This is a genomic window from Pseudomonas sp. COR18, assembly GCF_048568395.1.
GTDB lineage: Bacteria > Pseudomonadota > Gammaproteobacteria > Pseudomonadales > Pseudomonadaceae > Aquipseudomonas > Aquipseudomonas fuscovaginae_B.
Genome location: NZ_CP183808.1, coordinates 6,147,220 through 6,165,512 on the forward strand (window position 1 = coordinate 6,147,220; position 18,293 = coordinate 6,165,512).

Sequence of the window (18,293 nt, forward strand, 5' to 3'; positions counted from 1 at the left end):
ATGCGAGCACGCGACTTTGGTATCACCCTGGGCCTTGGAAAGCCGGGCCCCCACAACGCAATCACCGACGTGCCGGGGGTGCGGGTCGGCCATGCCACGCTGGACAAGGTCCATGAGGGCAAGCCCGTGCGCACCGGTGTCAGCCTCATCGAGCCCCGTGCCGGCGCCGCGCGCTACGAGCCCTGCTTCGCCGGCTGCCATGTGCTCAACGGCAATGGCGATGCCACGGGCCTGGAGTGGATTCGCGAAGCGGGGCTGCTGACCACGCCCATTGCCACCACCAACACCCACAGCGTCGGTGTAGTGCGTGATGCGCTGATCGCCCATGAGCACGCGACCCTGGCGGACCCGTCGACCTACTGGTGCATGCCGGTGGTGATGGAGACCTACGACGGCGTGCTGAACGACATCTGGGGTCAGCATGTGAATGCCGGGCTGGTTGAACAGGCGCTGGCGGCGGCCAGCGGCGGGCCGGTGATTGAGGGCGCCGTAGGTGGCGGCACCGGCATGATCTGCCATGAGTTCAAGGGCGGGATCGGCAGCGCTTCTCGGGCCTTGCCGGCGGAGCAGGGTGGCTGGACCGTCGGCGCCTTTGTCCAGGCCAACCACGGCCAGCGTCGCGAGCTGCGGGTCGACGGCTATCCCGTAGGCCGGGTACTGCTGGATTTGCCCTCACCGTTTATCGAACAGGATACCCCGGGCATGGGCTCGATCGTGGTGGTGTTGGCTACCGATGCCCCTTTGCTGCCGCATCAATGCCAACGCCTGGCACAACGCGCCTCGGTGGGCATCGCCCGCACGGGCGGGGGCACGGATGATTCCAGTGGCGATATCTTCCTGGCTTTCTCCACCGGTAACACGGGGCTGGCGCCGGCCGATTACAATCGTCGTATTCTGCCTCGGACGGCCCAGGTCGCCATGGTCAATAACGACCATATCTCGCCGCTGTTCGCGGCGGCGGCCGAGGCGGTCGAGGAGGCGATTATCAACGCGCTACTGGCCGGGCGGCCGATGCGGGCCGGGGATGGGCGGGAGGTGCCAGCCTTGCAGGGCGCACGCTTGATCGAGGCCCTGCAGACCCTGGGCTGGCGAGCCGCAGCGGTATAACGCCGCTCTGCAGGCAACAACACAATCGAATGATCGGGCCCGGCTGCGCGTGCTGCGCAGCCGGGCCTGTTGCAGGATAGCAGCAAAATAATGGCAATTTAATACTAACTTTCATCTCATCTTAGTTGCCCTCGATAAAAGGGACAGTTTGAAAAAATGTCTGTAGGACGGTTGCTTTGACTCGTACAGACGAGTATGTTCTTTACTAAATGTTACTCAGCGCCACCCATCAAATTTTCAAAACAAGATCCTGAAAAGGGAAGGGTAAAGAGCATGAGCCACCATCGCTGGAAAACCGTCCGTCCACCCCTGCATTTCCCGTCGCCACCCTGAACAATCCGCGCAGCCTGCAACTTGCTGGTCACATGGATGGCTGATTAATGGCCAAGGGAGAAGTGCGCCTGCAAAAGGCTATCTGAACGGGCACCTATCACCGAGTCGACAATATCGGGATGACAACACGTCATTTCGTATCGCTATGCATTATTAAAAGCTGGTCATTTTATTCCATGAAGACCAATACATTTCTATTGGTTCGAGAGGTATTGCTATGCCTGCTGGAGCGATATTCATATCCTTCGATGCTGTTGCGGTTTCCGGCATCACCGTCGAAGCCTCGAAACTGGCGAAACATCTCCTGCGCAAGGGGATAACTTCGTACCTCGACCTGGGTTATGAAATAAAGGTCGACAAGGGCAACTTCAACAAACCCTACGATCATGAAAAGGATATCTATCGGGATATCTTCAACCTGGTGCGGATCGAGGATATCGACACCGTGCCTTATTACAACGTGGACTTCATCGAGTACTCCCACAACATCCTCATTGCCCAGAAGGCCCAGGTATCCGCGCAGGAGCAGCAACACCTGCTCAAGGCCATTGGCGAGTCGGCTCAGGCCTTGTCCCTGCGGATCATCCAGTTGTGGGAGCAGCTCGATATCCGGCATGTCATCGTGGAAAACGCCACGCTGCCGGAAAACATCATCTACACCCAGGCGCTGTACCTGGCCATCGAGCGCTACGGCCGGCAGCATGGGCTGGGCAATTTTGTCATCTGGCGCGACCACGACCTGATGTGGAGCAGCGAAAAGTCCGTGATGAAATACGGGCCGGAGCCCTATCCCCATGCGGTCAAGCCGGTCAGTTCGCCCCATATCACCTATGTCACCCTCAACAACGACCTGAAGGACAAGCTCGAGCACTGGTGCGATCACCGGGTACAGGTGCAGGTCCGCAGGAACACCTATGACTTCAGTGGCCAGGGCCGCTACCACTCTATCAAGGAGCGCCTGGATATCCGCGACAGCGACCTGCTGATCGCCCGCACCACGCGGATCATTCCGCAAAAGCGCCAGGATCGCGATATCCATCTGGTACAGCGCTTGAACCAGCGCTTCGCCCGGGAGGGCAGCCGGCGCCGGGTGTACCTGGCACTGGCGGGCGACCCCGGCGAGCATCCGGCTTATTTCGCCGAATTGAACCAGTTGGCCCGGGAACTTGAGGTCGAGGCCTATATCAAGTTCGTCGGCGCACTGTCCCACGACTATATGCCGTCGAATGAGCGGACAATCACGGTCGAGGATCTTTACCACTCCTGCGACCTGGTTTCATTCCTGACGTCCTGGGGTTATGACAGTTATGGCAACCCCGTAGGAGAGGCCATCAGCAGCCAGCGCTGCTATATCGCCAGCAACTATGAGTATTACCAGGAAGTCTATGGTCGACATGGCTTCGAGGCGCCGATCATGGCGATTTCGCAAGAACATGACGGCCTGCCCGACGACAACTTCGTCGAGCAGGTCTACCAACTGCTGAACGACAAGGCGCTGATGGAACAGATAGCCCAGCGCAACTTTGCCATTGGTCGGCGGGTGCTCTCCAACAATATCGTGGACATGCTTGACCTGAGCCCTTGCGGAGGAACTATGCGTGATACTGTTTCTGTTTCGGTGGTGCTGCCGCTTTATAACGAAAGCGACCGAATCGATGTCGTGCTCGACTCACTGTTCCACCAGAAAACCCGGGACAATCTGATTACCCATGCCAGTTATGAACTGATCATCGTCGACAACAATTCGACCGACGATTCAGTGGCCAAGATCAGGCGTTTCAGCGAGCGCCATCCTTCCCTGGATATCCATGTGATCCAGGAGCTTACCCAGGGGGTTTCCTCTGCCCGCAAGCGCGGCATGGACTATGCCTCGTTGCGCTCGAAAGAGCGGGATATCCGCCTGGGCGTCGACAACCGGCACTACATTGCCTCCGCCGACGCCGACTGCACCGTCGACCCGTACTGGCTGCACGCGCTGATTGCCAGGATGATCGCCGAAAACGGTGACCTGGGCACCTGCAACTACTACTACAACGAAGCGCATTTCCGCCAGCGGCCGAACCTGTACAACGAGATCCAGAAGACCCTGCGTTGCCGCGAGATGTCCTTCTCGCTGTTCGGTGGTTTCCCGGACGGCAAGGGGTTCGCCGTCGAACGCCGGCTCTACGACCGGGTCGGCGGCATCGAGATCTTCTACCAGCTGGAAAACGGCCGTTTCGTCGAACACCTCTCCGATGACTGGGACTTCGGCATCCGGGTGATCGCCTGGGGCGGCAAGCCGGTCTACGCCCACGAATCACGGATCGAGATCAACAGCCGACGGGTGGACACCATTCTCGACGAGGTGATCACCGGCAATGCCTACGGCCAGGACGGCATCATCATCATGAAGGACGTGCGTCCGGAGGCCGAAGAGCAGGCTCCGACACTGCGCGACACCACGCCTGCCGAGTCGCGGCAGGCCTGGGAGTACTCGATCAAGGACTACGTGCCGAAGAACATCGTGCTGCCGGCGCTGCTCAACCCGCACATTCTGTTGGAGAATCCGGCGGTGCGGGCGTTCTTCGGCGAGCCGGTGGCGGACCGCCTGTACCAGCGCATCCACGAGATCAAGCAGCAGTCGCGGGTGATCGACTTCAAGCCGATCCACGCCTACAAGACCCCGTCCTATCGCCTGTACTTCGAGTTCCGCGAGGAGATCTTCAGCGCCCTGCGCCGCGCCGTGGGCGAGGACATCGGCTACCCACCGCCATTGCCGGCCTGTTTCGACAAGGTCAAGCCCGAGGATTTCCAGCGTTTCGTCTACTACTTCGCCGAGGACCGCGAGTCCGGCGAAGCCCATAACTACTTTGCCAACGGGGGGGTGTTCTGATGAACGGCGAAGCCCTGCACTCACTGCACGATATCGACCCGAACTACCCGGTACCGCGGGTCCATGAGTTCCTCGCGCACCCGGACAACAGCGCCTTCCTTGAGTACGTGTTCAACGACCCGTTCGGCTGCCACGTGTTCCCCGGCGATATGCCCGGCTATCCGTTGCCGTCGTTCTTCGCGGACATGGACCGGGAAATCCGCCAGGCCAGGCAGATCCACCTGTGGGCCTACATTCCCACCTGTCGCTACCGCTGCCATTTCTGCCAGTACCCGACGGTGATCCTCAACCCCAAGGCGGCCTCGTCCCAGGTGGTGTTCCGCGACGTGGTGGACTACAACATCCGGGAAGCCGGCCTGTGGCTGCAGAAGGTGCCGAGCCTGGCCCGGGCCGAGGTCGGCGAGTTCAATATCTTCGGGGGGACGCCCTCGCTGCTGCCGGAGTCGGAGCTGCGCCGGTTGATGGCGTTCTACCGGAGCCACTTCAACTTCTCGGCCGCGACCCTGCGCTTCGAGGGCGAGCCGGGCACGCTGAACAGGGAATACCTGTCGCTGCTCAAGGAACTGGGTTTCACCAAGATCAGCTTCGGCGCGCAGTCCTTCGACGACCGCATCATTGCCGCCTGCGGGCGCATGCACTCGGCCGAGGAGTGCGTGGACACCATCCACCACGCCCGCGCCATCGGCCTGGAGTGGGTCAGTGTCGACCTGATCTACGGCATGCTCGGCCAGAGCGTCGATGATGTGAAGTACGACATGCACAAGGCCCTGGAGCTGGAGCTGTCCCATGTGGTCATCAGCAAGCTGCACATGGAGGAGTTCATGAAGACCCGCACCGGGGTCTCCGGCGAGAAGCAGAGCCACTGGCAGCGCAAGGGCCTGATCAGCATGAACGACATGACCTTCCCGGGCCTGGGCAAGCAGTACCAGATGCGCGAGCTGGTGGAGCAGTACCTGGCGCCCAGCTATCGCGAGCACCCGACCATGTACTTCCACCAGAACGACCTGCAGCCGGAAAAGTGGAAGGGCCTGATCACCGACCTCGAGACCCAGTACCCCGAGGTGGCGATCGGCCTGGGCGGCAGTTCCAAATGCACCCGCGCCGAAGCGATCAATATCACCGGCTATGCCAAATACAAGCAGGCGCTGGACGAAGGCCGCCTGCCCATCGACGAAAGCCGTGGCGTCTCGCCGCTGCAGCGGGAGGTGAACGCCTTCAAGATGGCCCTTTCCACCCTGGTGCCGGTGGACGACCAGGTGTTCCGCCAGCGCTTCGACGGACGCAGCTACCACGACAACCCGATCATCAGCGCAGCCCTCAAGACCCTGGTGGACAAGGCTCTGGTCAGCGTCGAGGGCGAGCGGGTGCGGCTGACGCCCAATGGCGTGACCCTGGTGGAAGCCATCATCAATACCCAGTTCACTGAGCCCCGGGCCTGAAGGAGCGCGTCGATGCAACAGCACAACACCCCCTCCACAGCGGTCTTCAGCCTCCACTACATCGCCATCGATACCGAGGCCGGGGTGACGCCGGAGCAGTTCGAAACCTTCGTGCGCGAGAAGGGCGTGCACCTTCCCTGTTACCCGGGCTGGAGTTGGACCCTGCTGCGCGGGCTGCGGGGCGAGCGGGCAGGGCAGTACCTGATGCTGTTCGAGATCGCCAGTGTCGAACAGCGTGACCTGTATATCACGGCCGATGGCAACAAGACCGAACGGGCCCGCCAGTTCTGGCGTGAGCGGCCGCAGGCCCTGGATATCCTCGGTGAATGGCGACGCTACGGCACCTACGCCGAACTGCCGACGCTCTACACCGACTACCGCCTGCTGGCCGAAAACCGCAAGAGCACGGTCGCGCCGGGCCCGCGCTACCAGGAGCGGGCAGGGCAGGCGCCCATCGCCCGGGTGATCGGCCTCCACAACCTGGCGTTACGTGCGGATGTCCAGGCGCAGACCTTCGAGACCTTCATTGCCGAGAACCACCACCGCATCGAGGACTACCCGGACTGGAAGTTCCACCTGCTCAAGGGCGAGCGCGGCAATCGCCTGGACCAGTACGTGGTGATGATGGAGATCGCCAGCCTCCAGGCGCTGGATGTGTTCTACCCGGAGCCGGATATCGCCACCGACGAGGCGGCGAAATTCGCCCGGGCCCATCGCGACACCAAACAGATGTACGAGGAGTGGAAGCAACTGGCGTCGTTCTCCGGCTCGCCGCAGATCTACACCGACTACCTGTCGGTCGCGCAGAGTCTGAGCCGATGACGACTCAAGTGCTCGACTCACGACTGGCGGGCAATCTGCGCCAGCAGCAGGCTACTCGGCGGATTTTCCTTGTCGCCGGGCTGGGCATGGCCGCCTGGGCACCGCTGATTCCCTTCGTCAAGGGCCGGCTGGCCATCGGCGACGACACCCTGGGCCTGCTGCTGTTCTGCATCGCCGCCGGTTCCATGCTGGCGATGCCCTTTACCGGGTGGCTGATCGCCCGGTTCGGCTGCCGGGCCGTGATCCTGGCCTGCGCCACACTGTTGTGTCTGGTGCTGCCGTTCATGATGCATGCCAGCGCGACGCTGGTGCTCGCCGCGGCCTTGCTGCTGTTTGGCGCGGTCAACGGCCTGCTCGATGTGTCGATGAACGCCCAGGCGGTGATTGTCGAACGCGACAGCGGGCAGGCGAAGATGTCCGGTTTCCATGGTTTCTACAGCATCGGCAGCGTGGCCGGGGCGGGTGGCGTCAGTCTGCTGTTGTGGGCGGGGCTGGAGCCTCTGCAGGCGATCCTGCTGGTGGTGCTGCTGATCGCGTTGCTGGTGATGCAGGCCTGCGCCCATCTGCTCGGCCGACAGCCCCGGGAGCCTGGTGAGACCGCTGGCCTGCTGCAAGCGCTGGCCCAGCCGAGCCTGCTGGTCATCGCGCTGCTGTGCTTTTTCATCTTCATGATCGAAGGGGCGATGCTCGACTGGTCGGCAGTGCTGCTGCACAGCGAGCGGGGCATGGACAAGAGCCACGCCGGCTTCGGCTACACCCTCTACGCCCTGGCCGTGGCGCTGTGCCGGCTGGGCGGTGACCGCCTGGTCAATGCCGTGGGGCACCGGCGCCTGCTGGCGGCCGGTGCCGGCTGCGCCGCCATCGGCCTGTTGCTGATCGTCTCGATCGATCGGCCGGGGGTGGCGCTGGGCGGCTTCGTCCTGGCGGGCATCGGCCTTTCCAACATCGTGCCGATCCTGTTCAGCACCGCCGGCAACCACCCGCGCGTGCCATCGGGCGTGGCCCTGTCAGCCGTGACCCTGGTCGGCTACAGCGGCCTGCTCAGCGGCCCGGCGCTGATCGGCCTGGTCGCCCGGCATGCCAGCCTGACCAGCGCCTTTGGCGCCGGGGTGGTGATCCTGCTGCTGGTCTGCGCCAGCGCCTGGCGCATCACTGGCCGGGGGCCGAAGGCTGTGCGCTAGACACCGGTTTGTTTCGTCCCGACGTTACCCCTCCATGGAGTCATCATGAATCAGGAATCCGCAGCGGTATTCAGCCTGCACTACATTGGTCTCAACCTGAAAAAGGGCGTCACTGCCGAGCATTTCGAGGATTTCGTGCGCCAGCGTGGCGTCGCCATCCCGGCGTATCCCGGTTGGCGCTGGACGTTGCTCAAGGGCCTGCGCGGCGAGCGACAGAACCAGTACCTGATGCTGTTCGAAGCGCCCAGCGCCGAAGAATATGCCCACTACATCGACCACAACGGCGACCAGACCGCCCATGCCCGCGAGTTCTGGCAGCAGCACGGCGAGGCGCTGGAACTGATCGCCGAATGGAAAACCTTCGCGACCTTCGCCGAACTGCCGACCCTTTTTTCCACCTATTCGCTGCTGGCGCAGAACAACCACAGTTCCCTGGCCGAAGGCCCCAACTACCGCGCCGTGGCCGGCGAGAAACCGGTGGCACGGGTGGTGGGCATCCATAACCTGGCGTTGCGCTCCGGCGTGTCGGCGCAGACCTTCGACGACTTCATCACCGGCAATATCCAGCGCATCGAAGACTACCCGGGCTGGAAGTTCCACATGCTCAAGGGGCAGGGCGGTAACCGCCTGGACCAGTACGCGGTGATGCTGGAGATCGAGAGCCTGGCCTCGCTGAATGCCTTCCACCCGGAACTGGACGTGTCGACGGAAAAGGCATTGACCTTTGTCCGCGAGCACCAGGAGAGCGAGCGCATGTACGAGGAATGGCGGCAACTGGCGTCCTTCTCCGGTGCACCGCAGGTGTATACCGACTACATCACCATTGCCGGGAATGGCGACTGACATCAGCGGACTTCTGAGACGGCCGTTCCTACGCTACGCGTAGGAATGCCTCCCAGGACGCTTGTCGTCCGCTCTTGTGACGCAGCGCGTCACGGACTGCGTTTCCCACGCGGCACGTGGGAACGATCAGTAACGTCGTGTTGGTGTTCAGGCTCGAAAAGTCTAGAATCCGCGCTGTTGCAAGGCCCCAGCGAAGGAAAGCGAGACGGAACCATGCTCGAAGCCAACCCCAATTGCCCGATCCGTCGTCGGCTGGCCCATCTGCCCTGGGTCGGTGATAACCGCGCCGGCTTGCGCCATTGGCTGGAGATCCAGCGCGACCCATTGGCCTGGCTGCAGAAAATGCACGCGATGCAGCCGGACGTCGCCGTCATGCGCATGGGCCCGCAGCGTGTCTGGTGTCTGTTCCATCCGCAAGCCGTGCACGAGCTGATGGTCGAGCATCGCGACGACCTGCGTCGCTGGGCGCCAGCCCTGTGCATGCTCAAGCAATGGAACGGACGCAGCTTCATGATGCGCGAAGGCGAGCCGGCCCAGGCACAGCGCAAGGCGGTGCGTCCACACATTACTGCGCCAGCGGCCAGTGAGGTGCGCCACCTGGCCGCACACTGGGCAGAGCGGATAGAGGAGGGGCGCGAGTACGATCTCGACCTGGAAATGGCCGCGTTCAGCGCCACCCTCAGCGGTCACGCGCTGTTCGAGGTGGACCTGGAGCCTTCGGCCTACCGGATCGCCAAGGCAGTGCGCCTGCTGTCGCGGGTGGCGTTGCTGGAAATGTCCACCGGTCTGCCCCTGGGGCACTGGTTCCCGAGCAAACTTTGCCCGCGCAAACGCTGGGCGCTTGGGCAATTGCGGGCGGTGGTCGACGAGGTTGCGCAGCAGTCGCCCAGGCCCCTGGTCGAATTGCGCGATGAACTCTGCACGCTACTGATGGCATCGCACCAGTCCACTGGCGTCACCTTGACCTGGTGCCTGTTGCTGTTGGCGCAACGTCCGGACCTGTGCAAGCGACTGCGGGCCGAACTGGCCCCCATCGACTGGCCAGCCATCCGCTCGGTCAGTGACCTGCGCAACTGTCCCTTGCTGCGGGCGGTGCTGCAGGAATGCCTGCGCCTGTACCCACCAGCCTACGGCCTGGCGCCACGGCAGGTGACGGCAGACATCGAAGTGTCCGGGCATTCGCTCAAGCGGGGCGACGTGGTCATGGTCTCCAGCTGGATCACCCATCGCGACCCACGCTGGTTCGAGGCGCCCCTGGAATTCCGCCCGGAACGTTTCCTGGACTCGGCAACGTGGCCGCGCGGCGCCTATTTCCCGTTCGGCCTGGGGGACCGTTCCTGCCCGGGAACCGCGATGGCGATGATCGATCTGGCGGCAGCGCTGGCCTACTGGGTGGAGCATTGGGACATCGTGTACGACGGCGAGCTGGCGCCACGGGGCTGGTTTTCCCTGCGGCCGCAGCGGGCTCGGGTTCGGTTTGTGCGGATAGCCGAGGGTTAGTCGAGTGGCTGGACCTCAGTGTATGACTGTGTAACCGGTTTTTCGTCCTCTTTAACCAGAATTTCGACACTGTATTCCTTTAGCGGAAGGATCTTGGGGCGGCCATCCTTATAGATGGCCAGCTTGGAGCCGGAGGTGGCCACCAGAAAGCCCGAGGCAATGATCTTCTCGCCGTCCCTGACCACGTAACAGCGCTTTTTTGCCTGCTCGGAGAAATCGCAACCCTTGGCAAAGATCTCGCGATCGCGCTTCAGTGTCTGTTTGGCGCCATATTCGCCAATGGCGCCAGGGAGAAGCAATACCGGCAGCAGAATGAGCGGAATCAGCATCAACAAAGTCGTGATAACTGCGGAAAGCACCACGAGTCCACTGGTGAGCGCGACGTATCGATTGCGAGTGTATTTTTCAACAGTGCTCTTTATCCGAATACTGGTTTCGAATTTCTTGATAAGCACCCATTCAGTGGAAAGCCCCAGGATAGTGCCGGCGATGATTAGCCAGACCACCGGGTTGCGCACAATGCCGGTCCAGTTGCCAAGCGACTCGACCAGGGCCACGTAGGCGTAAACGAAATAATCGCGAGCTTCGACCTCGAATAGTCCAGAGGGAATATGCAGGCCACGCAAATAGTCCTGCCAGTAGATCAATCCAGTGACGTACGGCGCGGCGTAACCGACGAAGCCGAGAAAAGGCAACGCGAGTACCCAAGGGCATTGACTGGTGGATTTGGCGATGACGGCAGGCGTAGTCGTGTCGATCTTTTCTTCAGCGCTCATTGGAATCCTTTCGTGTGGTGGCTGATCAAGCTGAAAGCGCAGGGCGTCCGAGCTGAATTGGAGCGGGCGCCATTTTACGTTCCGGCAAGCAGATTCGACGAGGGGCAGTGTGAACGCCATTACGCACATACACGATTTAACATAATATACATTATGCGTAGTATAATATGACTCGTTCAGTCCGCTTCTCCACAGAATTCACGAGCCGGACCTTACGCAAATCAAGACCTTGCGCTAACGTCTCGCTCCCGGACGTTTCGCTCATTGCATCGCCACATCCTCCAAGGACGCTTCATGAAATGGATCATCACCGCAGCCATGCTGTTTGTCTGTAGCACAGGATCAGCCCAACCTATCACGCAACCGTTCACTGCTCAGGTTCAGAAAGTCTCGGACGCAGTGCTTTGCGGAGTCTACAAAGGTCAACGCTCGGAGTTCGCCAACGTAATGAACAAGCAATGTCGCGCTCAGGCACGCGCCGAGTTCGACGGCCTGCCAGATAAAAAGGCGCTCAAGGACTGCATCAAGCCTGGCAATGTGATCGACGATGACGTCAGGAAATGCATGAAAGGCCTTTGACCCGGCCAGACAAAGGCCCCAATGACGTATCCAGCCTCAGCATAAACAAGGGATCAGCATGCTTCGTGGAATGAAGGCACCACTCATGGCCTTACTCGGCACTCTATCGCTCATTCAGGCATCGCCATCCCTGGCGGATAACATCAATGGGAAGAACCTCTATTTACAACGATGCGCCATGTGCCATGGTGCCGATATCAAGGGAACAGGCCCGCTGGCTAAAAAAAGCAATCCTCCCACGCCTGATCTGACGACGTCAGCCTTCAAAAAGCGGTTGAATGATTACCCGGGCGTTATTGTTTCATCGGTAATAGGGGATTTGATTCCAAGAACCTTGCAGGAGAACGGTGTAAAGCTGCCTTCGCACGCCTGGAGCGTTAAGGATTTTCGCGATTTGAACCAATACATGGTGGGTGCTATTTCAGAAAGTCGATAATCCCGCTTGACTGACATTCATCCCCTCACACTGCTGGGATACGACCTTCACGGGCAACTCATGAGATAACTCAACTAAATGGAGATTTAGTTGAGTTATCCAATTCCAGTCATTTAACCGCCCGCTTCTCGGTTGATTCCGGCTGTGTTAAAACCACTCAAAACCTGAACCGGCGAGGACGTACACATGGGGCAACTCAAGGAAGCTTTGAAGCTGTTCAACGATGAGGAGCTTGAAAATGTGCGCGAGCATGTGAAAACGCTCTTCGATCTGGGCAAGGCACGCGCCACAGTCGCCGAGCTGGAGCTCACGAACCGCTTGAATACCTCCCTGGGCAGCGACAATCAGATAGTGCCCATTTCGAACATCATCGATACCTATTCGGAGGTGCATGCCTACAACCCTGCCGTGACCGATCGCCAGGTGCTCGGTGCGGTCATGGGGCCTCTGGAAAAAATCGTCGCAGGCGGTTCTGCCAGGATGCGCAATGTCATTGGCAGCCAGATAGCGGACATTATCAGGACCTTTCTCGCCCACGACGAAGAACTCACGGCAGGAAAGGACAGATACTTCGTCCTGACTGACGGCCCCTCCATCGTCAAGTTGGACCTCAGGATCTGGGCAACTTCTGTAAATGCCAGCGACATTCGTGAAAAGATCCAGAAAATCCTGGTGATCTCAGCCGTAAAGTCATCGATTGATATCCAAAAAACCAATCTCAATACCTTTATCTCGCTCTACCAGAGTCAACTAAGCCGATCGTCTCTGAGCCCCCATGAAATCATCGAGGAAATCACTCAAGCCACAGAGATCATTCGCGCACTCAAAAGCTTTGCAGCGCCGATCTAACGGCCGCGCCACCGGCTCTCACTCATAAAAGCAAGCGCCACTGCGCAACCGGGTGGCGCCCGCCAAGAACGCTCAATGGGCGTGCAGGGCACGTGCACAAAATTTGGGAACGATGCACCATCCGAGGGCTCTGATGCTACTCTGAAGCCGTTTGCTATCAGTCAGGCTACTGCCCCATGACATCCGCCGCGCTAGAGAGACCTGCCGTGGAACCCGCCGCCCGTCCATCGACGCCCCGTCCCTGGCTGGCCCGGCTGTGTCTTTCCCTGTCGCTGCTGACTGCACAGGCCGCATTGGCCGCGCCCTCTCCCATCGATCTGTACATCCTCGATGCGCCACCGTTGACCTTTGTCGACGATTCCAACGGACATGGCATCGTCGGCGATATTGCCGTGCAGGCCATCGCCAGGACAGGCCACACCGCCCATATAGAGGCATTGCCGTGGGCCCGGGCGCAGCGGCATGTCAGTGACAAGCAGGATCTGTTGATTGCACCACTGACGCGCACACCGGAACGTGAGGATCGCTTCACCTGGATCGCACCGATCATGAGCATGGACCGGGCGTTTTTCAGTCTCGACAAGCCGGTGACCAGCTTCGACCAGGCCAGGAAGACCTATCGGGTGATCGGTGTCGGGCTGGGCAGCGCGCAGGAGGAAATCCTGCGTACCCAGGGTTTTGACAAGGACCAGATCTACCCGCTGACCATCGGCGACAATCCCGCGCAGATGCTGCTCATGGGCCGGATCGATGCCTGGTTCAATGGCGTTCCGGAGAGCCGCTATATCTGGCCGAAGCTCTCCGATCGCAAGCTGTACATGAGCCCGGTGATGAGTTCGGCGCAGGTGTATCTGGCCTGCTCCAAACAGTGTTCCGCGGATCTGGTGAAGCGGCTGCGCAATGCCGTGGAGGCACTGCGTCGGGATGGGACCCTGGAGCGGTTGCGGGTGAGGTATATGCCGGAGTGATGATAGCTGCACTCCCCACCTGTTTGAGGTTACGGTGGGTCTGCCCGCCTTTCAGGGGGCAGTCCAAAGCCAGGCAAGGCTTGGCAGTGCCCTTTCTTGTTGTTGCATACCTTGTTTCCGCCTGATGGAACTGGCCCAATGTGGTCGTCCGATATCTACAAGACATCCGTAGGACTGAGCTCGTCGTCTCTACGAATTGCCTGACAACCCTCCCCACATGAGCCGGACAGGAGCCCAGATGCAGCTCAAACACAAAATCGTCGCCTTGGGGATTCTACCCCTGGCGCTGGCGATCGCGGTGATCTGCGGCCTGGTGTTTTCCCTCAACCGCCAGTTGGGCGACCAGCAGGCGCAACTGATCGAACACAGCATCCTGGCCAGCAAACGCGCCGAGCTGAAGAACCATGTCGCCCTCGCCCAGAGCCTGATCGCGCCGTTGTATAACGACGGCCAGGGCGATGAACAGGCCCGGCAGCAGGTGCTGGAGGTGCTGCGCAAGCTCAGTTTCGGCGTCGATGGCTATTTCTTCGTCTATGACCGCCAGGGGCGCAACCTGATGCATGCGCGGCAGGCGGAGCTGGTCGGCCGGGATCTCTGGGAGATGCAGGACCCCCACGGCCTGGCGGTGATCCAGGCACTACTGAAAACCGCACAATCCGGCACGGGTTTCCAGCGTTATGCCTGGAACAAGCCGTCCACCGGCCAGGTCACCGGCAAGTTGTCCTATGTGGTGATGCTCGATCGCTGGGGCTGGATGCTCGGCACCGGCATCTACCTGGAAGATGTCGACCAGGCCACCCGGCAGGCCCGCGACGAGGTGGCCCGTGGCATTCACGAAACCATGCTGGCGATCGCCCTGGTGGCACTGGTCGCGGTGCTGTTGGTGTTCGCCGGCGGCATGACCTTGAACTTCAGCGAGCAGCGCCTGGCCGACCGCAAGCTGCGGCAGTTGACCCGGCGTATCGTCAGCCTCCAGGAAGAGGAACGCTCACGGATCTCCCGCGAGCTGCATGATGGGATCAGCCAGTTGCTGGTGTCGATCAAGTTCAAGTTCGAGCTGGCCGGGCATGTCTTCGAAAAACAACAGTACGCCAAGGGCCTGGGCATCCTCAGAGAAGCCACCGAGCGCATGGGCGAAGCGATTGGCGAAGTGCGCAACCTGTCCCACGACCTGCGCTCGTCGCTGCTCGACAGCCTCGGCCTGCCGGCGGCGATCGGTCATCTTGCCGCGGAGTTCGAGCAGCGGACGGGGTTGCAGGTGAGTTGCAGCGTCAGTGACTTCGACAGCCGCCTGGCCGACGAGGCGGCGGTGTCGTTGTTCCGTATCGTCCAGGAGGGCCTGGCAAACATCGAACGGCATGCCCGGGCCCGTCACGTTTCGATCAACCTGTACAGCAGCGAAACCTCGATCCGCCTGCGAATGGTCGACGATGGGATCGGTTTCGACATCGCCCAGGTCACCCGCAGCCAGGCCGGTATCGGTCTGCGCAATATTCGGGAACGGGTCGAACAGCTCGGCGGACGCGTCGAACTGACATCGATACCGGGTAGAAGTGAACTGGATGTGTTGTTACCGGCAGCTCGGCCCAGGGAAGAAGCCGACCGCTAGGCTATGTACGAAGTCGCTTGAAACTTGGTTATGCGCCGTTAAAACCGGCTCGGAATGCTCATTGACAACCAGTCAAGTCGGGCGCGACCCCGGGCGCTCCGAGCCGGTTCTTGCCTTGCCTAATCTACTTTCGTACACAGCCTGGTTACAGGCAATCCTGCGCGGCACGCTCGAACGGCGAGGCCTTGAAGGTCGATGCCAGCAGTTGCCGTTCATAGAGAAACACCTTGCCGCCGCTGGGCGCCTTGTAGGCCTCGAGCACATTGTCCGCGGCGAACTTGCTGGCCACGACGATCTTGTAGTGCCGCTGGCTCTGGGAAACCATCGGGGTCAGGGCGTTTTTCTGCAGTTTCGGCACCACGCACTCGGTGTACTCCTCCGGCGTCTTGCTGGTCTGCAGGGTCAGCGTCGGGTCGTTGGGGGCGGAGGCACACCCCTGGAGCAACAAGGCGGCGAAGGCCAGAACGGGAAGCAGTAAGCGGCGCATGGGCAAATCCTGGTTAAAGACGCTGTTCGTTGGAATGGCGGCAATTTTCCGGTGTGCCCCGGCAAAACGGAACTTGCGATGCTTGATGTTCACTATTACCGGAACCGATAGTTCACTGCCCTTGCCCTGCTCCAGCGTGATTCAGCAACGGTATTTTCAAGGCGTTCAGCCGGTTGATCAGGCGGTCAGTCATGGCTAGACTCAGGCGGCCAGTCTGGAGACCGACAATGCCTGAACTACGCCCGCACTACTCGAGCCCCGATGCCCGCGACCTGATCCTGGATGCGGCGCTGAAGATATTTTCCGTCTCGGGTTTCGAGGGTGCATCGATTCGCCAGGTGGCCCTGGCCGCCCAGGTTTCGCCGCCGCTGATCCACCATCACTTCAAGGACAAGGAAACCCTCTGGGAACAGGTGGGCGAGCGGGTCACCGCCGATTTCCAGGTGTGGTTCAAGGACCTGTCGCTGACGGAAAACGCCGTCGATGCCCAGACCGTCCCGACCTTGGTCGGCGCCTATATGGATTATTGGAAATCCCACCCCAGCGCGCTGCGCTTCCAACTGTGGCGGATCATGGGCAAGCAGGACGAGGAACGCAAAAGACGCTCCGAACAGCTCAACAACCTGTTCGTGCCGATTTTCGCCAGGGCCCAGGAAGCCGGTTACGTGCGCAACGACATACCGCCCGGCCAGGCGATGATCACTGTCGGCGGGCTGATCCAGTATTGGCTGCACAGCCGGATCGAGGCCCAGGATGCCATCGCCGTGAGCGGCCACCCGGTGCCGGGTGACCAGGCTTTCCTGGCCTATGCCCTGAGCCTGATCACCCGTCCCGCCTGATCAGCCGGTCAGGTACTGCTCACGCAGGCGCTCGCGCAGCCCACGCTTGCTGATCTTGCCCACCGCGGTGGCCGGAAACACGTCAATGAAGCAGTACTGGTCCGGCTGCTTGAAGCTCGCCAGCCCCTGCTGCTGCAGGAAGTCACCGATTTCCCGCGATTCCATGGGCTGGCGCAGGATGATGAACGCGCAACTTTTTTCCCCCAGGTACTCGTCCGGCAAGCCGACCACCGCCGCATCATAGATCGACGGGTGGCTGATCAGCACACTCTCGACCTCGTCCACGGCGATCTTTTCGCCACCCCGGTTGATCTGCTCCTTGTCGCGCCCGCAGAGACGCAGGTAGCCCTCGGCGTCACGCCGGGCCAGATCACCGGTGCGGTAGAAACCGTCGGCGCGGAAGGCGTGCCGGTTATGCTCGGGCGCACCGTAGTAGGCGCGCAGGGTGTACGGCCCACGCACGAGCAAATGGCCCTTCTCCCCCACCGGCAACTCCCGATCCTGGTCGTCGACGATCAGCACTTCGTCCGCCGGCGACAGCGGCCGGCCCTGGGTGGTGCAGACCCGATCGAGCGGATCGTCCAGGCGGGTGAAGCTCAGCAGCCCTTCGGCCATGCCGAACACCTGCTGCAGTCGGCAGCCGAGGGTCGGTTCGACGCGGCGCGCGACATCCTCGGCGAACGAGGCCCCGCCGACCTGCAGCACCTGCAGCGAGTCGAGTACCGGTGCCAGTTCCTGCGCGGCCTCCAGCCACAGCAGAACCAGGGTCGGAACCAGCGAGACATGGGTGACGCCATGGGCCTCGATCAGTTCGAAGCACTCGATCGGGCTCGGATCCCGGGCAATCACCACGCAGCCTCCGACACTGAGGGTGCCGATGAAGCCGGGACTGGCCATGGGGAAGTTGTGGGCCATGGGCAATACCGCCAACTGGCGCGAGTCACTGTCCAGGCCACTGACGTGGGCACTGGCATGGGCGTTGTACAGGTACTCGTTGTGCCGCCGTGGAATCAGCTTGGGGATGCCAGTGGTACCACCGGACAGCTGGAAGCAGGCGATATCGTCGGGGCTCGGCTGGGCGATGGTCGCCGCAGTGTCCTGCCCCGCCATCAGGTCGCGCCAGGACTCCTGCGGCTCGACCGCCACCACCAGACGCAACGACGGCGAGCCGATACGGATGCGCTCGACCACCGCCTGCCTGGCGCTGTCATGGGGGTACTGCGGATGGAACCAGGCCACCGCATCGGTCAGGCCGACGAACTGGCCGATCTCCCGTTCGCCATGGGCCGGCAGGGCCATCACCGGGACCACGCCGAGGCGGAACAGGGCGAACACCAGTTCGACGACGGCCGCCTGGTTGTTCAGTTGCACGATCGCCACCTGGCCCGGCCGCAGGCCGCGGCTCCACAGTGCGGTGGCCAGGCGCTCGACACCTTCGTACAGTTGTCGATAACTGAGGCAGCGCTCGCCATCGACCAGCGCCGGGCGTTCCCCATGGCGCTCGGCCTGGGCCTTGAGCATCTGGCCCAGGCTCAGTTCCTGCCAGTACGGCAAACGACGGTATTCGCTGGCCAGGCCGGCGGGCGGCGCCACGCACTGCGCCCTCAGTTCACTCAGATTCTGATGCATGCTTGAAAATCCCTTTGGATGATT

The 18,293-nt window shown here is 61.3% G+C and carries 16 protein-coding genes; 13 read left to right on the forward strand and 3 right to left on the reverse strand.

The annotated features are described in order from the left end of the window. The 7 genes from ACM62G_RS27700 (at position 1) to ACM62G_RS27730 (ending at position 10,097) form a co-directional block, all read left to right on the forward strand. Entirely contained in the window at positions 1 to 1,107 is a 1,107-nt protein-coding gene (locus ACM62G_RS27700) for a P1 family peptidase (protein ID WP_419736086.1), read from the forward strand. 550 nt (positions 1,108 to 1,657) lie between these two features. After that, positions 1,658 to 4,312 (forward strand): glycosyltransferase, encoded by a 2,655-nt coding sequence (locus tag ACM62G_RS27705; protein WP_419736087.1) that lies wholly within the window; start codon positions 1,658 to 1,660, stop codon positions 4,310 to 4,312. Next, positions 4,312 to 5,751: a radical SAM protein gene (locus ACM62G_RS27710; protein WP_419736088.1), complete on the forward strand. Its 1,440-nt coding sequence runs from the start codon at positions 4,312 to 4,314 to the stop codon at positions 5,749 to 5,751. The genes ACM62G_RS27705 and ACM62G_RS27710 overlap by 1 nt, the downstream gene beginning before the upstream one ends. Before the next feature lie 12 nt (positions 5,752 to 5,763). Beyond that, positions 5,764 to 6,573 carry a hypothetical protein gene (locus ACM62G_RS27715; RefSeq protein WP_419736089.1) on the forward strand — a complete coding sequence of 270 codons (810 nt, stop codon included), beginning with the start codon at positions 5,764 to 5,766 and terminating at the stop codon, positions 6,571 to 6,573. Further along, positions 6,570 to 7,754, forward strand: coding sequence for an MFS transporter (locus ACM62G_RS27720; protein WP_419736090.1), 1,185 nt, complete (start codon positions 6,570 to 6,572; stop codon positions 7,752 to 7,754). Before ACM62G_RS27715 ends, ACM62G_RS27720 begins: the two co-directional genes overlap by 4 nt. Positions 7,755 to 7,799: 45 nt before the next feature. Beyond that, complete coding sequence (locus ACM62G_RS27725; protein ID WP_054061418.1) at positions 7,800 to 8,597, forward strand: hypothetical protein; 798 nt, start codon at positions 7,800 to 7,802, stop codon at positions 8,595 to 8,597. A 213-nt stretch (positions 8,598 to 8,810) separates the two neighbouring features. Further along, entirely contained in the window at positions 8,811 to 10,097 is a 1,287-nt protein-coding gene (locus ACM62G_RS27730; RefSeq protein ID WP_419736091.1) for a cytochrome P450, read from the forward strand. On the opposite strand, the gene ACM62G_RS27735 is transcribed toward ACM62G_RS27730, so the two are convergent. Beyond that, positions 10,094 to 10,873, reverse strand: coding sequence for a hypothetical protein (locus tag ACM62G_RS27735; protein ID WP_419736092.1), 780 nt, complete (start codon positions 10,871 to 10,873; stop codon positions 10,094 to 10,096). The genes ACM62G_RS27730 and ACM62G_RS27735 overlap by 4 nt on opposite strands. 294 nt (positions 10,874 to 11,167) lie before the next feature. Between ACM62G_RS27735 and ACM62G_RS27740 the strand changes: the two genes are divergently transcribed. The 5 genes from ACM62G_RS27740 (at position 11,168) to ACM62G_RS27760 (ending at position 15,314) form a co-directional block, all read left to right on the forward strand. Next, positions 11,168 to 11,452 carry a hypothetical protein gene (locus tag ACM62G_RS27740; RefSeq protein ID WP_273822840.1) on the forward strand — a complete coding sequence of 95 codons (285 nt, stop codon included), beginning with the start codon at positions 11,168 to 11,170 and terminating at the stop codon, positions 11,450 to 11,452. Positions 11,453 to 11,522: 70 nt separating this feature from the next. Next, positions 11,523 to 11,888: a c-type cytochrome gene (locus ACM62G_RS27745; RefSeq protein WP_419737570.1), complete on the forward strand. Its 366-nt coding sequence runs from the start codon at positions 11,523 to 11,525 to the stop codon at positions 11,886 to 11,888. A 186-nt stretch (positions 11,889 to 12,074) separates the two neighbouring features. After that, positions 12,075 to 12,737 (forward strand): hypothetical protein, encoded by a 663-nt coding sequence (locus ACM62G_RS27750; RefSeq protein WP_419736093.1) that lies wholly within the window; start codon positions 12,075 to 12,077, stop codon positions 12,735 to 12,737. 206 nt (positions 12,738 to 12,943) lie between these two features. Then, positions 12,944 to 13,705 carry a substrate-binding periplasmic protein gene (locus ACM62G_RS27755; RefSeq protein ID WP_419736094.1) on the forward strand — a complete coding sequence of 254 codons (762 nt, stop codon included), beginning with the start codon at positions 12,944 to 12,946 and terminating at the stop codon, positions 13,703 to 13,705. A 238-nt stretch (positions 13,706 to 13,943) separates the two neighbouring features. Then, positions 13,944 to 15,314: a cache domain-containing protein gene (locus ACM62G_RS27760; protein ID WP_419736095.1), complete on the forward strand. Its 1,371-nt coding sequence runs from the start codon at positions 13,944 to 13,946 to the stop codon at positions 15,312 to 15,314. A 145-nt stretch (positions 15,315 to 15,459) separates the two neighbouring features. Here ACM62G_RS27760 and ACM62G_RS27765 read toward each other — a convergent pair whose 3' ends face one another. Next, entirely contained in the window at positions 15,460 to 15,801 is a 342-nt protein-coding gene (locus ACM62G_RS27765) for a hypothetical protein (protein WP_054061426.1), read from the reverse strand. A gap of 227 nt (positions 15,802 to 16,028) precedes the next feature. Here ACM62G_RS27765 and ACM62G_RS27770 point away from each other — a divergent pair, with 227 nt between their 5' ends. Continuing rightward, on the forward strand, positions 16,029 to 16,640 hold the full coding sequence (locus ACM62G_RS27770; protein WP_419736096.1) for a TetR/AcrR family transcriptional regulator: 612 nt from the start codon (positions 16,029 to 16,031) through the stop codon (positions 16,638 to 16,640). On the opposite strand, the gene ACM62G_RS27775 is transcribed toward ACM62G_RS27770, so the two are convergent. Beyond that, positions 16,641 to 18,269, reverse strand: a complete 1,629-nt coding sequence (locus ACM62G_RS27775; RefSeq protein WP_054064573.1) for a (2,3-dihydroxybenzoyl)adenylate synthase — start codon at positions 18,267 to 18,269, stop codon at positions 16,641 to 16,643. Positions 18,270 to 18,293 lie beyond the last annotated feature (24 nt).

Bases quoted from the DNA above. Each gene is read 5' to 3' on its own strand.
- ACM62G_RS27700 (WP_419736086.1), top strand. From the start codon at position 1: ATGCGAGCACGCGACTTTGGTATCACCCTGGGCCTTGGAAAGCCGGGC.
- ACM62G_RS27705 (WP_419736087.1), top strand. From the start codon at position 1,658: ATGCCTGCTGGAGCGATATTCATATCCTTCGATGCTGTTGCGGTTTCC.
- ACM62G_RS27710 (WP_419736088.1), top strand. From the start codon at position 4,312: ATGAACGGCGAAGCCCTGCACTCACTGCACGATATCGACCCGAACTAC.
- ACM62G_RS27715 (WP_419736089.1), top strand. From the start codon at position 5,764: ATGCAACAGCACAACACCCCCTCCACAGCGGTCTTCAGCCTCCACTAC.
- ACM62G_RS27720 (WP_419736090.1), top strand. From the start codon at position 6,570: ATGACGACTCAAGTGCTCGACTCACGACTGGCGGGCAATCTGCGCCAG.
- ACM62G_RS27725 (WP_054061418.1), top strand. From the start codon at position 7,800: ATGAATCAGGAATCCGCAGCGGTATTCAGCCTGCACTACATTGGTCTC.
- ACM62G_RS27730 (WP_419736091.1), top strand. From the start codon at position 8,811: ATGCTCGAAGCCAACCCCAATTGCCCGATCCGTCGTCGGCTGGCCCAT.
- ACM62G_RS27735 (WP_419736092.1), bottom strand. From the start codon at position 10,873: ATGAGCGCTGAAGAAAAGATCGACACGACTACGCCTGCCGTCATCGCC.
- ACM62G_RS27740 (WP_273822840.1), top strand. From the start codon at position 11,168: ATGAAATGGATCATCACCGCAGCCATGCTGTTTGTCTGTAGCACAGGA.
- ACM62G_RS27745 (WP_419737570.1), top strand. From the start codon at position 11,523: ATGAAGGCACCACTCATGGCCTTACTCGGCACTCTATCGCTCATTCAG.
- ACM62G_RS27750 (WP_419736093.1), top strand. From the start codon at position 12,075: ATGGGGCAACTCAAGGAAGCTTTGAAGCTGTTCAACGATGAGGAGCTT.
- ACM62G_RS27760 (WP_419736095.1), top strand. From the start codon at position 13,944: ATGCAGCTCAAACACAAAATCGTCGCCTTGGGGATTCTACCCCTGGCG.
- ACM62G_RS27765 (WP_054061426.1), bottom strand. From the start codon at position 15,801: ATGCGCCGCTTACTGCTTCCCGTTCTGGCCTTCGCCGCCTTGTTGCTC.
- ACM62G_RS27770 (WP_419736096.1), top strand. From the start codon at position 16,029: ATGCCTGAACTACGCCCGCACTACTCGAGCCCCGATGCCCGCGACCTG.
- ACM62G_RS27775 (WP_054064573.1), bottom strand. From the start codon at position 18,269: ATGCATCAGAATCTGAGTGAACTGAGGGCGCAGTGCGTGGCGCCGCCC.